This is a genomic window from Pseudomonas sp. TMB3-21 (genome assembly GCF_054898145.1).
The window spans coordinates 2,296,943-2,312,091 of the sequence record NZ_CM142718.1; the positions used below are offsets into that span (position 1 = coordinate 2,296,943).

The 15,149-nt window shown below is 60.5% G+C and carries 16 protein-coding genes; 13 read left to right on the forward strand and 3 right to left on the reverse strand.

Features of this window, described 5'->3' with window-relative positions:
• Positions 1–2: 2 nt before the first annotated feature.
• The gene (locus tag ACYZTS_RS10630) at positions 3–659 is read right to left on the reverse strand and encodes a DNA-3-methyladenine glycosylase (RefSeq protein ID WP_461996399.1); all 657 of its coding nucleotides are present in this window, start codon (positions 657–659) and stop codon (positions 3–5) included.
• Positions 660–876: 217 nt separating this feature from the next.
• On the opposite strand from ACYZTS_RS10630, the gene ACYZTS_RS10635 reads away from it, so the two are divergent.
• The 13 genes from ACYZTS_RS10635 (at position 877) to ACYZTS_RS10695 (ending at position 13,444) form a co-directional block, all read left to right on the forward strand.
• Entirely contained in the window at positions 877–2,148 is a 1,272-nt protein-coding gene (locus ACYZTS_RS10635) for a glutamate-5-semialdehyde dehydrogenase (protein WP_461995764.1), read from the forward strand.
• 64 nt (positions 2,149–2,212) lie between these two features.
• Positions 2,213–2,839 carry a nicotinate-nucleotide adenylyltransferase gene (gene nadD / locus ACYZTS_RS10640; protein WP_161781304.1) on the forward strand — a complete coding sequence of 209 codons (627 nt, stop codon included), beginning with the start codon at positions 2,213–2,215 and terminating at the stop codon, positions 2,837–2,839.
• A 72-nt stretch (positions 2,840–2,911) separates the two neighbouring features.
• Positions 2,912–3,406, forward strand: coding sequence for a ribosome silencing factor (gene rsfS / locus ACYZTS_RS10645; RefSeq protein WP_028623812.1), 495 nt, complete (start codon positions 2,912–2,914; stop codon positions 3,404–3,406).
• A 9-nt stretch (positions 3,407–3,415) separates the two neighbouring features.
• The gene (rlmH, locus tag ACYZTS_RS10650; protein ID WP_461995766.1) at positions 3,416–3,883 is read left to right on the forward strand and encodes a 23S rRNA (pseudouridine(1915)-N(3))-methyltransferase RlmH; all 468 of its coding nucleotides are present in this window, start codon (positions 3,416–3,418) and stop codon (positions 3,881–3,883) included.
• A 9-nt stretch (positions 3,884–3,892) separates the two neighbouring features.
• The gene (gene mrdA / locus ACYZTS_RS10655; RefSeq protein ID WP_028623813.1) at positions 3,893–5,788 is read left to right on the forward strand and encodes a penicillin-binding protein 2; all 1,896 of its coding nucleotides are present in this window, start codon (positions 3,893–3,895) and stop codon (positions 5,786–5,788) included.
• A gap of 31 nt (positions 5,789–5,819) precedes the next feature.
• Positions 5,820–6,923, forward strand: coding sequence for a rod shape-determining protein RodA (rodA, locus tag ACYZTS_RS10660; protein ID WP_050483161.1), 1,104 nt, complete (start codon positions 5,820–5,822; stop codon positions 6,921–6,923).
• A gap of 17 nt (positions 6,924–6,940) precedes the next feature.
• The gene (gene mltB / locus ACYZTS_RS10665) at positions 6,941–7,951 is read left to right on the forward strand and encodes a lytic murein transglycosylase B (RefSeq protein ID WP_461995769.1); all 1,011 of its coding nucleotides are present in this window, start codon (positions 6,941–6,943) and stop codon (positions 7,949–7,951) included.
• Complete coding sequence (locus tag ACYZTS_RS10670) at positions 7,951–8,967, forward strand: septal ring lytic transglycosylase RlpA family protein (protein ID WP_028623816.1); 1,017 nt, start codon at positions 7,951–7,953, stop codon at positions 8,965–8,967. The genes mltB and ACYZTS_RS10670 overlap by 1 nt, the downstream gene beginning before the upstream one ends.
• Before the next feature lie 179 nt (positions 8,968–9,146).
• Entirely contained in the window at positions 9,147–10,304 is a 1,158-nt protein-coding gene (locus ACYZTS_RS10675; RefSeq protein ID WP_028623817.1) for a D-alanyl-D-alanine carboxypeptidase family protein, read from the forward strand.
• An 80-nt stretch (positions 10,305–10,384) separates the two neighbouring features.
• Positions 10,385–10,660, forward strand: coding sequence for a DUF493 domain-containing protein (locus tag ACYZTS_RS10680; RefSeq protein ID WP_461995772.1), 276 nt, complete (start codon positions 10,385–10,387; stop codon positions 10,658–10,660).
• Entirely contained in the window at positions 10,660–11,307 is a 648-nt protein-coding gene (gene lipB / locus ACYZTS_RS10685) for a lipoyl(octanoyl) transferase LipB (protein WP_028623819.1), read from the forward strand. The genes ACYZTS_RS10680 and lipB overlap by 1 nt, the downstream gene beginning before the upstream one ends.
• A gap of 1 nt (position 11,308) precedes the next feature.
• Positions 11,309–12,331, forward strand: a complete 1,023-nt coding sequence (lipA, locus tag ACYZTS_RS10690; protein ID WP_028623820.1) for a lipoyl synthase — start codon at positions 11,309–11,311, stop codon at positions 12,329–12,331.
• A 162-nt stretch (positions 12,332–12,493) separates the two neighbouring features.
• A complete protein-coding gene (locus ACYZTS_RS10695) occupies positions 12,494–13,444 on the forward strand; it encodes a S66 peptidase family protein (RefSeq protein WP_461995774.1) in 951 nt (316 codons plus the stop codon).
• A 109-nt stretch (positions 13,445–13,553) separates the two neighbouring features.
• Here ACYZTS_RS10695 and ACYZTS_RS10700 read toward each other — a convergent pair whose 3' ends face one another.
• Together ACYZTS_RS10700 and arfA are read right to left on the reverse strand one after the other, a co-directional pair.
• Positions 13,554–14,876: a lytic murein transglycosylase gene (locus ACYZTS_RS10700; RefSeq protein ID WP_461995776.1), complete on the reverse strand. Its 1,323-nt coding sequence runs from the start codon at positions 14,874–14,876 to the stop codon at positions 13,554–13,556.
• 62 nt (positions 14,877–14,938) lie between these two features.
• Positions 14,939–15,103, reverse strand: coding sequence for an alternative ribosome rescue factor ArfA (arfA, locus tag ACYZTS_RS10705; protein WP_461995777.1), 165 nt, complete (start codon positions 15,101–15,103; stop codon positions 14,939–14,941).
• Between the last annotated feature and the right edge of the window lie 46 nt (positions 15,104–15,149).

The window sequence follows — 15,149 nt, forward strand, 5'->3', positions numbered from 1 at the left end:
TGTCACGACAACAAAAAATAATCCCGCCCTTCGACCTGCCCCCGGCGCAGCGGGTTCCTCGTGCAATACGGTGCGTACGCCGCGTCGACGAAGCGGTACATCAAGTGCTCGTCACGTCCCGTCGGAATGCCCAATCGGGTGGTTTGGACGATTTGCGGCGGTTCGGCACCGACATCCTCCACCAGCATCCATTCATGGTCGAACCGTTTCGCATCCCACATCGGCACCTTCAAACCCAAGGCCTTGCACAGCAATGTCTGCCCGGCGCAAAGTTTTTGCGACGGGCGAGGGCGACCCTGGGCGTCGGGATTGTTCAACAGCATTTGCGCCAGACTCGCTGGCCCGCTCAACTCATCGACCCATGGATAGGCGGATTTGATGAGCACTGCGTTTCCCGGGCCCTTGGCGCTGAAGTTCAGCGAATCGCCACCGCGGGCGTAATACATATAGATGTGGCCCCCGTCCAGAAACAAGGCCTTACGCTTTTCTGTATAGCCGAGAGAGGCGTGGCTGCCTTTTTCTTCGAAGTAATATGCCTCGGTCTCGATGATTCGCGCGCTGAGCCACAGCTCACCGACCCGGTGGCGAATGACTTTGCCCAGTAAATCACGGGCCAGAAGTTGCGCGTCGCGGTCAAAGAAGGCGTCGGGGAGGCCCATGGGCAGGCGCGTGATAACGGTGGGAACAGTCAGATTGGACACGATGAACACGTTTATCAAGGCTGATTGAGTCGCGATGATACCAACGCGAAGCTTAATTCCGGCTGAATGTCGGCAATTTGCTGTCCATTTCGACCATCCGCCCGTCACCGCTGTTAGTCCCGGGACGCGGCAGCTATAATCTGCCGCTTTCCTCTTTGCAAGACCACGCCAGACCATGACTGAGTCCGTTCTTGACTACATGACCCGCCTGGGTCGCGCTGCCCGCGAAGCCTCTCGCGTCATTGGCCGTGCCAGCACCGCGCAGAAAAACCGCGCCTTGCAGGCTTCCGCCAATGCGCTTGACGCCGCACGCGTCGAGCTTGTCGCGGCCAACGAGCTGGATCTGGCGGCCGGTCGTGCCAGTGGTCTTGAACCTGCTTTGCTTGAGCGTCTGGCGCTGACGCCGGAGCGTATCGACGGCATGATTGTCGGCCTTCGCCAGGTTGCTGCCTTGCCGGACCCTGTCGGTGCGATCCGCGACATGAGCTTCCGGCCATCGGGCATCCAGGTGGGCAAAATGCGTGTGCCGCTCGGCGTGATCGGGATCATCTATGAATCCCGGCCGAACGTGACCATTGATGCCGCCAGCCTGTGCCTCAAGTCCGGCAATGCAACCATTTTGCGTGGCGGCTCTGAAGCCATCCATTCCAATCGGGCCATCGCCGCCTGCATTCAGCGCGGCCTGGCCGAAGCCGATCTGCCGGCCGCTGTGGTGCAAGTGGTCGAAACCACCGATCGCGCCGCCGTCGGCGCGCTGATCAGCATGCCGGAGTACGTCGATGTCATCGTGCCCCGTGGTGGCCGCGGCCTGATCGAGCGGGTCAGCCGCGATGCCCGGGTCCCCGTGATCAAACACCTGGACGGCATCTGCCACGTCTACGTCAGTGCTCACGCCGACCTGGCAAAAGCACAACGCATCGCCTTCAATGCCAAGACTTATCGGTATGGCATCTGCGGCGCGATGGAGACGTTGCTGGTTGATCAAAGCATTGCCAAAGATTTCCTGCCGGCCATGGCCGCACAGTTCCGCGATAAAGGCGTCGAGCTGCGCGGTTGCGAGCGTACGCAGGCGATCATCGATGCCAGCGCCGCGACTGAAGAAGACTGGAATACCGAGTATCTGGCGCCGATCCTGTCGATTCGTGTGGTCGACGGTCTGGATCAGGCCATCGAGCATATAAACGGCCATGGTTCCCACCACACCGACTCGATCGTCAGCGAAAACCTTGGCGAGACGCGGCGTTTCGTGGCTGAGGTCGATTCTGCGTCGGTGATGATCAACACCCCGACCTGCTTCGCCGATGGCTTTGAATACGGATTGGGTGCCGAAATTGGCATTTCTACTGATAAGCTGCACGCCCGCGGCCCGGTGGGGCTGGAAGGTCTGACCTGCGAGAAATACATCGTGGTCGGTGATGGCCAGTTGCGCGGCCAGGCGTCGGTCTGACTTGAGCGACCTCAATCCGTCAGCGCCGAGCACGCCCTGCGACCCTGCGCCACGACGCATCGGCATGCTGGGCGGGACGTTCGATCCGGTGCACATCGGCCATTTGCGTGGCGCGCTGGAAGTCGCCGAATCGTTGGCGCTTGATGAATTGCGTCTGACACCGAGTGCGCGGCCGCCTCATCGCGGCACGCCGCAAGTGTCGGCCAAAGACCGTCTGGCGATGGTCGAGTGCGCGGTGGCCGGTGTGGCGCCGTTGGTGGTGGATGCCCGCGAATTGCAGCGGGACAAACCGTCCTACACCATCGATACCCTGGAATTGATGCGTGCCGAACTGGCCGCGCAAGACCAGGTTTTTCTGCTTCTGGGCTGGGACGCGTTTTGCGGCCTGCCCACTTGGCACCGCTGGGAAGAGTTGCTCCAGCATTGCCACATCCTGGTGCTGCAACGCCCGGATGCCGACAGCGAACCGCCGGATGCCTTGCGCAACCTGCTGGCAGCGCGCTCGGTGAGCGACCCGCTGGCCCTGAAAGGGCCGAGCGGACAGATTGCATTCGTCTGGCAGACGCCGCTCGCGGTTTCCGCCACCCAGATCCGTCAACTGCTGGCCAGCGGTAAGTCGGTACGTTTCCTGGTGCCCGACGCGGTCCTGGCCTATATCGATGCGCACGGGCTTTACCGTGCGTCGAACTGAATGGGAGTGCTTCAAGGCACGTGCAACAACGTGTATTGAACCACCCGAACACACGAGCAAAACGAGTTTTATATGACTGACAAAGACGTAGCTAAAGTAAAGCGCAAAGGCACATTCAAGAGCGCTCCGCTGCCAGTAGAGGTTCAAACCGGGCCGGAGCTGCGTGGCGAAGAACTGGTCAAGGTTGCCGTTGCAGCCCTGGAAGACGTGAAAGGCCAGGACATCCAGGTCATCGACGTTCGTGAAAAGCAGAGCATTACTGACTTCATGATCATCGCAACCGGTACTTCGAACCGCCAGATCGGCGCGATGCTGGACAAGGTCCGCGAAGCCGTCAAAGCCCTGGGCGTCAAGCCACTGGGTGAAGAAGGCAAGGGCGACAGCGACTGGGTCCTGTTGGACATGGACGATGTCATCGTGCACATGATGACTGCCTCGGCACGCCAGTTCTATGACCTGGAGCGCCTGTGGGCCGGTGCCGAGCAAAGCCGTTCGGCCAGCGCTGCTCACCACAGCCCGGAAAACACCCATGAGCATTTCACCAAGCTCAACAAAGACCAGCAATAAGGGCCCGCTGTGCGACTGCGACTGATCGCCGTCGGTTCACGCATGCCCAAATGGGTGGAAGAAGGCTGGCATGAATATGCCAAGCGTCTTCCGTCCGAGCTGGCGCTGGAACTGGTGGAAATACCGCTCAACACCCGCGGCAAGAACGCCGACGTGGCGCGTTTCATCCGTCAGGAAGGCGAAGCCATGCTGGCCAAGGTCGGGCCGAACGAGCGGGTTGTGACTCTCGAAGTCCACGGCAAGCCCTGGAGCACCGAGCAACTGGCGGTCGAACTCGATCGCTGGCGGCTGGACTCGCGCACGGTCAATTTCATGGTCGGCGGCCCCGAAGGGCTGGCGCCTGAAGTCTGTACCCGCGCTGATCAGCGCTGGTCGCTCTCGCCGTTGACATTGCCGCACCCGCTGGTGCGGATTCTCATCGGCGAACAGCTGTATCGTGCCTGGACAGTTCTGTCCGGCCACCCCTATCACAAGTAGTTCTGCCTCATGCCCCAGCCGATCCGCATCAAGGACCACGAAAAAGACGCCCGTCTGGTGCGTGGCCGTGTCGTGTTCGGTGCAATTGCGGTGGTGGCGCTGATTTGTGTGCTGATCGCGCGGCTGTATTTCCTCCAGGTGATCCAGTACGAGTATCACTCGACCCTGTCGGAAAACAACCGGGTTCACGTGCAGCCGATTCCGCCGACTCGCGGGTTGATCTTCGACCGCAATGGCGTGGTGGTGGCCGATAACCGGCCCAGCTTCAGCCTGAGCATGACCCGCGAGCGCTCTGGCGACTGGCAGCAAGTGCTCGACGTGATTGTTGAAGTGCTGGAGCTGACGCCGGAAGACCGGGGGATCTTCGAAAAACGCATGCGCCAGGGGCGTCGGCCATTCGAGCCGGTGCCGATCCTGTTCGAACTGACCGAAGAGCAGATCGCCCGGATCGCGGTGAACCAGTTCCGCCTGCCGGGGGTGGAAGTGGTTGCGCAACTGGTGCGGCATTATCCGCAGGGCGCGCATTTTGCGCACTCGGTGGGCTACATGGGGCGGATCAACGAGAAAGAGCTGAAAACCCTCGATCCGGTCAATTACAGCGGCACTCACCACATCGGCAAAACCGGCATCGAGCGTTTCTACGAGCCCGAGCTCCACGGTCAGGTGGGTTACGAAGAAGTCGAAACCAACGCTCGAGGCCGCGTCTTGCGGGTGCTCAAGCGGACCGATCCGATTCCCGGCAAGGACATCGTCCTGAGCCTGGACATCAAATTGCAGGAAGCCGCCGAAGCCGCGCTGGGCGGACGCCGTGGCGCGGTGGTGGCGCTGGATCCGGCGACCGGAGAAGTACTGGCGATGGTCAGTCAGCCGAGTTTCGATCCGAACCTGTTCGTCACCGGCATCAGCTTCAAGGCTTACGCCGAGCTGCGCGATTCCATCGACCGGCCGTTGTTCAACCGCGTACTGCGCGGTCTGTACCCGCCGGGCTCGACGATCAAGCCGGCGGTGGCGATTGCCGGACTGGACGCTGGCGTCGTGACCGCGTCGAGCCGGGTTTACGATCCCGGCTTTTACCAACTGCCTAATTACGACCACAAATACCGTAACTGGAACCGCAGTGGCGATGGCTATGTTGATCTGGACATGGCGATCATGCGGTCCAACGACACCTATTTCTACGACCTTGCGCACAAGCTCGGGATTGACCGGTTGTCGGCGTACATGAGCAAGTTTGGCATCGGCCAGAAGGTCTCGCTGGACATGTTCGAAGAGTCGGCGGGGCTGATGCCGACGCGGGAATGGAAACGCGCGACCCGGCGTCAGCCCTGGTTCCCGGGTGAAACGCTGATTCTGGGGATCGGCCAGGGCTACATGCAGTCGACCCCGTTGCAACTGGCCCAGGCCACGGCATTGGTTGCGAACAAAGGCATCTGGAATCGCCCGCACCTGGCCAAGACTGTCGAAGGCGAGCGGCCGAAGGATGACAACCCGATGCCGGACATCATTCTGCGTGACCCGTCCGACTGGACCAAGGTCAACCACGGCATGCAACAGGTGATGCACGGTGCCCGCGGTACAGCGCGCAAAGCGGCGATCGGCGCGCAATACCGCATCGCCGGCAAAAGCGGTACGGCTCAGGTCGTGGCGATCAAACAGGGTGAGAAGTACGACCGCTCCAAGGTCCAGGAGCGCCATCGCGACCACGCCCTGTTCGTCGGCTTCGCGCCGGCCGACAACCCGAAGATTGTGGTCTCGGTGATGGTCGAGAACGGTGAGTCCGGGTCCGGCGTTGCCGCGCCGGTAGTGCGACAGATCATGGACGCCTGGCTGCTGGATCAGGAAGGCCACCTCAAGGCCGAATATGCCAGCCCAATCAGTGCGGAGGCTACGGCCCGTGAAGAGTAATTTTGATCGCATCCTCTCCAGCGAGGATGTGATGCGTCGGCGTGCGACGCTGTTGCAACGCCTGCACATCGACGGTCCGTTGCTGATTCTGCTGCTGATGCTGGCCGCCGGCAGCCTGTTCGTTCTCTATTCGGCCAGTGGCAAGAGCTGGGATCTGCTGGCCAAGCAAGCCACGTCGTTCGGCATCGGTCTGGTGTCGATGATTGTCATCGCTCAATTCGAGCCGCGCTTCATGGCCCGCTGGGTGCCGGTGGGTTATGTGATCGGCGTGCTGTTGCTGGTTGTGGTGGATGTCATGGGCCACAACGCCATGGGTGCCACGCGCTGGATCAACATTCCCGGGGTTATCCGTTTCCAGCCTTCGGAATTCATGAAGATCCTGATGCCGGCGATGATTGCCTGGTACTTGTCCAAGCGCACGTTGCCGCCGCAGCTCAAGCATGTCGGCGTGAGTCTGTTTTTGATCGGGTTGCCCTTTATTCTGATCGTGCGTCAGCCCGACCTCGGTACTTCGTTGCTGATTCTCGCGGGCGGCGCGTTTGTGCTGTTCATGGGTGGCCTGCGCTGGCGCTGGATCATGAGCGTGCTTGCCGCCGCCGTGCCTGTAGCGATCGCCATGTGGTACTTCGTCATGCACGATTACCAGAAACAGCGGGTGCTGACGTTTCTCGACCCGGAAAGCGATCCGCTCGGCACTGGCTGGAACATCATTCAGTCGAAAGCCGCCATCGGTTCCGGCGGCGTATTCGGCAAGGGCTGGCTGTTGGGCACCCAGTCGCACCTGGACTTCCTGCCGGAAAGCCACACCGACTTCATTATTGCGGTGCTGGGTGAAGAGTTCGGCCTGGTGGGCATCTGCGCACTGCTGCTGATTTATCTGTTATTGATCGGTCGCGGGTTGGTAATTACCGCCCAGGCCCAGACATTGTTCGGCAAATTGCTCGCCGGAGCGTTGACCATGACGTTTTTTGTTTACGTTTTCGTCAACATCGGTATGGTCAGTGGCCTGTTGCCGGTTGTAGGGGTGCCGTTGCCATTCATTAGCTACGGAGGAACTTCGCTGGTGACGCTACTGTCAGCGTTTGGGGTTTTGATGTCGATCCATACCCATCGTAAGTGGATCGCACAGGTTTGAATAAGGTGAAGAGTTCAATGCAAGTAATGCGTGGCTGGGCGACTCGATACGCGCCGTGGGTCGGCCTGGTAGGCATCCTTGGCACTGCGCGGGAAGCGTCGGCCGGCGATTACGAAGGTTCACCCCAGGTGGCCGAATTCGTCGGTGAACTGACCCGCGACTACGGTTTCGCCGGTGAACAGTTGATGGGTGTGTTGCGCGAAGCCCAGCGCAAGCAGTCGATTCTTGACGCCATCTCCAGGCCCGCCGAGCGGGTCAAACAGTGGAAAGAATACCGGCCAATGTTCATCACCGATTCGCGCATCGCCCGTGGTGTGGACTTCTGGCGCCAGCATGAGGCGGTGCTGGCCCGGGCCGAGCAGGAATACGGCGTGCCGGCGCAGGTGATTGTGTCGATCATTGGCGTAGAAACCTTTTTCGGCCGCAATACCGGCAACTTCCGAGTGATCGATGCGTTGTCGACCCTGGGCTTCGACTATCCTCCTCGCGCTGAATTCTTCCGCAAGGAGCTGCGCGAGTTTCTTCTGCTGGCCCGTGAAGAGCAGGTGGATCCGCTGACGCTCAAAGGCTCCTACGCCGGTGCGATGGGGCTGCCGCAGTTCATGCCGAGCAGCTTCCGCGCTTACGCAGTGGACTTCGACGGCGATGGCCACATCAATATCTGGACCAACCCGGACGATGCCATTGGCAGTGTTGCCAGTTACTTCAAGCGTCATGGCTGGGTGGCCGGCGAACCCGTCGTCAGTCGCGCCGATGCGCGGGGTGAGCAGGCTGACGAAGGTTTGACCACGGGCATCGAACCGACTAAAACCGTCGGGGAGTTGCGGGCGTTGGGGTGGTCAAGTCATGATGCGCTGCGAGATGATATGCCTGTCACGGCATTCCGCCTGGAAGGTGACAAGGGGCCTGAGAACTGGATGGGCCTGAAGAATTTTTACGCAATCACGCGTTATAACCGCAGTGTGATGTACGCCATGGCCGTACATCAACTGTCTGAACAGCTGGTCCAAGCACGGGGCGTCAAGTAATGCGGGCATTGCCTATGAATCAACCCCTGAAGCTCGTGGCGTTCGCCGGCTTGGCGCTGCTGGTTGCCAGCTGTACGACCAGCCGCTCGCCGACGCCGACAAAGTCGCCTTCCACCGCTGTGCGCGCAACGCCGGGGCTGGACATCAACCGTGCCCACAAAGATGGCGCGCCGTGGTGGGACGTCGATGTTTCGCGTATCCCGGATGCCACCCCGACCCTGCACAGCGGTCCTTATAAAGCCAACCCGTACACGGTGCTGGGCAAGACCTACTTCCCGCAGCAAGAGTCGAAAACCTACGTCGCCTCGGGCACAGCGTCCTGGTACGGCACCAAGTTCCATGGGCAGAACACCGCCAATGGTGAGGTGTATGACCTGTACGGCATGAGTGCCGCACACAAGACGTTGCCATTGCCGAGTTACGTTCGTGTGACCAACCTGGACAACAACAAGACGGTTGTCCTTCGGGTCAACGATCGCGGGCCGTTTTATTCCGACCGGATCATCGACCTCTCCTATGCCGCCGCCAAGAAACTGGGCTATGCCGAAAGCGGCACCGCACGGGTCAAGGTTGAAGGCATCGATCCTCAACAGTGGTGGGCCGCCAAAGGCCGTGCGGCGCCTTTGATGTTGAACGAGCCAAAAATTGCGCAGACTGGCGCCCCGGTGCTGACGGCTTCTACCGGCACCGTCGAGCAATGGACACCACCGCCGCAGCAACACGCCGCGGCCGTTGTGCCAGTGCAGATCGATGCAAAAAAAAACGCTTCTGTACCAGCGTCTGGCCAGTATCTGCAGGTGGGCGCGTTCGCCAACCCGGACGCTGCAGAACTCCTGAGATCGAAGCTCAGCGGGATGGTGAGCGCTCCGGTGTTCATCAGTTCGATCGTGCGTAACCAGCAGACCTTGCACCGGGTTCGCCTCGGGCCAATCGGCTCGCCGAATGAAATCCAGCAAGTGCAGAACAGCGTGCGTCTGGCCAATCTTGGTTCGCCGAGCGTGGTCACCGCCGAGTAACACGCAGTACCTGATTGACGGTTCACTCGCGATTTTGGGGGGAACCTGGTTGTTGGCTCGCTGAAGAACAAAAGCCCGGCAAGGGTTCTGAGCGAACAGCTGAACACGCGATGACCTTTAGAGAGTCATCAGATTAGTTTTGCCCCCGGGCAGTTTCCATTAGCGATTTCGAGAGACGGATGAACATCACCACCTTTGCCAAACGCATTTGCCTGCTAGTCCCGCTGCTCCTCTCGCCTGCCGCTTTTGCGGTCGAGATGATGCCGTCGCCACCTCAACTGGCTGCCAAGTCCTATGTGCTCATGGACGCCAGCAGCGGCAACGTACTGGTCGAGAACAACGGTGACCAGCGTCTGCCGCCGGCCAGCCTGACCAAGCTGATGACCGCTTACCTTGCCACCCTGGAAATCCGTCGTGGCCAGATCGGCGAAAACGACCCAGTGACCGTCAGCGAAAACGCCTGGCGCACCGGCGGTTCGCGGATGTTCATCAAGGTCGGCTCGCAGGTGACTGTGAGCGATCTGCTGCACGGCATCATCATTCAGTCGGGCAACGACGCCAGTGTTGCGCTTGCCGAGCACATCGCCGGCAGCGAAGACGCGTTCGCCGACATGATGAACAAAACCGTGGCCGACCTGGGCATGACCAACAGCCACTTCATGAACCCGACCGGTTTGCCGAACCCTGAGCACTACTCGTCGGCTCACGACATGGCTGTGCTGGCTCGCGCAATCATCCACGAAGACCCGGCTCACTATGCGATCTACTCGCAGAAAGAGTTCTTCTGGAACGGCATCAAGCAACCTAACCGCAACCTGCTGTTGTGGCGCGACAAGACTGTGGACGGTCTGAAAACCGGTCACACCGACGAAGCCGGCTACTGCATGGTGTCTTCGGCTGTGCGTGACGGCATGCGCCTGATCGCCGTGGTGTTCGGCACCAACAGTGAAGTGGCGCGTGCTTCTGAAACCCAGAAGCTGCTGACCTACGGTTTCCGTTTCTTCGAAACCCAGACCTTCTATCAGAAAGGCACCGAGCTGGCTCAGGCACCGGTCTGGAAAGGCACCACCAATCAAGTCAAGGCCGGCCTGGCCCAAGACCTGACCATGACCCTGCCGAAGGGCCAGCTGAAAAAGCTCGCCGCCAGCATGACCATGAACCCGCAACTGATTGCACCCATCGCCAAGGGCGACGTGATCGGTAAAGTCGAAGTCAAGCTGGACGAGAAGGTCGTGCACAGCGCCGACCTGATCGCTCTGGATGGCGTCGAGGAGGGTGGTATCTTCCGTCGCATGTGGGATAGCATCCGTCTATTCTTCTACGGCTTGTTCAACTGAATTAGTGTGGACTCGCATGCCCCCGTTCCAGTCCGGAACGGGGGCATGTCCGTTGCCACGGCTTACGAGGCCGTTACGCCATGACAGACACAGATGTAAAGGCGCCAAAGATCGAATTCCCATGCGCGGATTATCCGATCAAGGTAATCGGCGACACTGGCGTGGGTTTCAAGGACAAGATCATCGCGATCCTTGAGAAACACGCGACCGTTGACCACAAGACCTTGGCCGAGCGCCAGAGTACCAACGGCAAATACACGACTATCCAGCTGCACATCATTGCCACCGGTCAGGAACAGCTGTACGACATCAACAGCGAGTTACGTGCTACCGGTTTCGTACACATGGTGTTGTGATGTCCGGCACGCTGGGCTTTCGTGAGCTCGGCCAGATGGCTTACGAGCCGGTCTGGCATGCCATGCAACGCTTCACCAACGAACGCGGCAGCGATGCCGCCGACGAAATCTGGCTGGTCGAGCACCCTCCAGTGTTCACCCAGGGCCAGGCCGGCAAGGCCGAACATTTGCTGCTGCCGGGTGATATTCCTGTCGTGCAGGTCGACCGCGGTGGTCAGGTGACTTATCACGGTCCCGGTCAGTTGGTGGCCTACCTGTTGCTCGACGTGCGCAAGCTGGGTTTCGGCGTGCGAGACCTGGTCACGCGTATGGAACATTGCCTGATCGAGCTGTTGGCCAGTTATGGTGTGACGGCGGCGGCCAAGCCAGATGCACCGGGTGTCTATGTTGACGGGGCAAAAATTGCCTCGCTGGGTCTGCGGATCCGCCACGGCTGTTCGTTTCATGGCCTGGCCCTGAACGTGGACATGAACCTGGAACCGTTTCGACGGATTAATCCCTGCGGCTACGCCGGGCTGGCGATGACCCAGCTGAGCGATCACGCAGGATCGATTGAATTTGCCGAGGTAAGTGCCCGGCTGCGTGCGCAGCTCGTCAGACACCTCGACTATGCTGAGCAGACGACCCTCACGGGCGGAATCGACTGATATGACTACTGATGCAGTGCAAACCATGATCCCGACGCTGGATGTCACCGAGCGTCCGGCCCCGCGTGCCAAGGTTGAAGCCGGCGTCAAGCTGCGCGGCGCCGAGAAGGTTGCACGCATCCCGGTGAAGATCATCCCGACCACCGAACTGCCGAAGAAACCCGACTGGATCCGCGTGCGCATCCCGATTTCGCCGGAAGTCGACCGCATCAAGGCGCTGCTGCGCAAACACAAGCTGCACAGTGTGTGCGAGGAAGCGTCCTGCCCGAACCTGGGGGAATGCTTCTCCGGTGGCACCGCGACGTTCATGATCATGGGCGACATCTGCACCCGTCGCTGCCCGTTCTGCGACGTCGGCCACGGCCGTCCGAAGCCACTCGACGTGAATGAGCCGCAAAGCCTGGCCATCGCCATCGCCGACCTCAAGCTCAAGTACGTGGTGATCACCTCCGTTGACCGCGACGACCTGCGTGACGGCGGTGCCCAGCATTTTGCCGACTGCATCCGCGAGATCCGCAAGCTGTCGCCGAATGTGCAGCTCGAAACGCTGGTCCCGGATTACCGTGGCCGTATGGACGTCGCGCTGGAAATCACCGCAGCCGAGCCACCGGATGTGTTCAACCACAACCTGGAGACCGTGCCGCGCCTGTACAAGGCCGCGCGTCCGGGTTCGGATTACCAGTGGTCGTTGACCCTGCTGCAACGCTTCAAGCAGATGATGCCGCACATTCCTACCAAGTCCGGTTTGATGCTGGGGCTGGGTGAAACCGATGAAGAAGTCATCGAAGTCATGAAGCGCATGCGTGAGCACGACATCGACATGCTGACCCTTGGCCAATACCTGCAGCCTTCGCGCAGCCACTTGCCGGTCCAGCGTTTTGTGCACCCGGACACCTTCGCCTGGTTCGCCGAGGAAGGTTACAAGATGGGTTTCAAAAACGTTGCGTCCGGCCCGCTGGTACGTTCTTCGTACCACGCCGACGAGCAGGCGAAGCTGGTCAAGGCTGAACTGATGTCGTCCTGATAAAAATGCCCGCCAGGTGATGTCAGCCTGGCGGGCGTTTTTTTGCAATGCCTACGGTCACTGCTGCTTTTTCCTGCGACCTGCGGGGCGCGTGATCCTCTTCTGTTTGTCCCCGTTCCTGACTACTGTGTGCCTGACGCAATCGCACAGGGAGATTCATGGATGACCGTTCGACCGACCCACACTCTTTGCCCTCATACACCCGTGCCAGCCCTGCCATCGGAAGGTCTGATCGGCGTGATCGCACCCGCCGGGCCAGCCGCGCTGGACACTGAAAAAGCATTCGCCTGGATGCGGGCCCGCGGATACGCCCTGCGGATTTTCCCCGGTGTTTATGAGGCGGATGGCTACCTCGCCGGCAGCGACGATGTGCGCCTCAACGATCTGCACGGGGCTTTCGAAGACAGTGAGGTCGATGCAATCATCTGCCTGCGCGGTGGCTACGGTACCCCGCGTTTGCTCGACCGTATCGATTTCGAGCTGTTGCAGACCAATGCCAAGCCGTTCATTGGCTACAGCGACATCACCGCGCTGCACCTGGCGATCAGTCGATATGCAGGGTTCGTGACGTTTCATGGGCCACTGCTAAACGCGGACTTGCTGGGCAACCGGCAGAAACCTACGGAGGCCTCGTTTTTCAATATGCTCAGAGGGCAGATGAAGGCGGGCAGTCTGCTGGCACATCCATTGGCGTGGCCGTTGACCACGATCGAACCAGGCATCGCTCACGGGCGTTTGCTCGGCGGTAATCTGTCGATAATCGCCGCGACCATGGGCACGCCTTTTGAGATGGATGCGGAAGGCGTGATCCTGTTCATCGAGGACATCAATGAGCCGTTGTACCGAATCGACCGGCTGCTGACCCATCTGCGACTCGCTGGCACGCTTGGCAAGCTGCGCGGGGTGCTGGTGGGGGATGTGGCGGGTGTGGATGCGGCTGCGCTCGGGCGGTTGCTCAAGCAGACGTTCGAACCATTGCGCATACCGGTGCTGGCCGGCTGGCGCAGCGGGCATTGCGATCCGAACCTGACGTTGCCGATGGGCGCGTTGGTTCGGCTGGATGCTGGGAATAAAGAATTGGTGTTGGAGCAGGATGTGGTGGTCAAGGCTTAGGCATTCATCGCCTGACAGTCAGTCTTCGCGAGCAGGCTCGCTCCCACATTCGACCATGTCCCCCTAAAGAACACGGTCACCTGTGGGAGCGAGCCTGCTCGCGAAGCTTTTAGCGGTTGCGAAGGCCTTCCAGCAACTTATGCGTCGGATAACCATCCGCCGGCCAGCCGAACGATTGCTGCGCGCTACGGATCGCTTTGCGCGTGTTGGCGCCAATGATGCCATCGGCGGTGCCCGCGTCGTACTGCTGAGCGCTCAGGAGGGTTTGCAGCTCGATACGCTCGGTGCGACTCAGCGGCATATCATCTTTTGGCCATGAGCCACTGATCAAACCGCCGCCGCTGAAACGCTCGGACAGCAGGCTCACCGCCAAGGCATAGGACGACGAATTGTTGTACTTGAGAATCGCGCGGAAGTTGTCGAGGACCAAAAACGCCGGGCCGCGATGACCCGCTGGCAGCAGCAGCGCAGCGGAGAGGTTTTCCGACCCGGCGGGAGGCTGGGCACCATTGGGCAGCGTCACACCCAGTTGGCGCCACTCGGCGACACTCTTGCGAACCGCGCCGTCGGCCAGCACGTAATCGAAGCCACTCGCCAGTTGCACCTCGAAGCCCCAGGGTTGGCCACGCTGCCAGCCGGAGCTCTGCAGATAGTGCGCGGTCGACGCCAGTGCATCGGCGGGGCTGCCCCAGATGTCGCGGCGGCCGTCGCCATCGAAATCCACGGCGTGGGTGTTGTAGGTGGTCGGGATGAATTGGGTTTGCCCCATCGCTCCGGCCCAGGAACCCAGCATCTTCTCGGGCTCGATGTCACCCTGTTGCAGAATCTGCAGGGCGGCGATCAATTGCGCATGGGCAAAGCCCGGGCGCCGGCCTTCATACGCCAGCGTCGCAAGGGAATTGATGACCGACTTGCTGCCCTGGAACTGGCCGAAATTGCTCTCCATGCCCCACACCGATACGAGCGCCTGGCGATCGACACCATAGCGCTGCTCGATGCTTTGCAGGATGTCGGCATACTGGCTGACCAGCGCCTGACCTTTGCGCACCCGCAACGGCGATAACGCACCGTCGAGGTATTCCCAGACCGGCCGGGAAAATTCCGGCTGGCTGCGGTCGGCACGAATCACGCTGTTGTCAATGCTGACATTGGCAAACGCGCGATCGAACAAGTCGGCACGAATACCGGCGGCCAAAGCGTCCTTACGGAAACCGGCCTGCCATTCGGCGAAAGTCTGGGTCGGCTGCAGATTGAGGTCGTCACCGGTTGGCACCACGGGAGGAATCACCGCAGGAGCTGTCGCGACGGGAAGTGTCTTTAGAGGTTGGGCGTCGGCGGCGGTTGGTTTCTCCGCGCAGGCGACAAGCAGAACTAGGCTGGAGGCTGCAATCAGTTGGCGCAGGGGCCAACGACGAGAAATACAAAAGGGCATGCACGGGTCCAGGGAATACGGATCAGGTGCAGACCTTAACATGTTGCGCGATGGCTTGCCTTTCAGGCCGCCAGAAAGTAAGAAGCCTCCCGGTTGTCAGACTGGAAGGCTTCGCGGCGGTAGCTGCCTTTGCCCTTGCCGGCGCGTTCCTGTCGGCTGCGGAACAGTGGCTGGGCGATGATGGATTTGGCCTTGTTGGGGCCATTTCTGGATGGCTTTTTGCTCATGAGCGGGTCTCTCGATTGAGTGGGTTTTTACGGGGGAAATGATCTG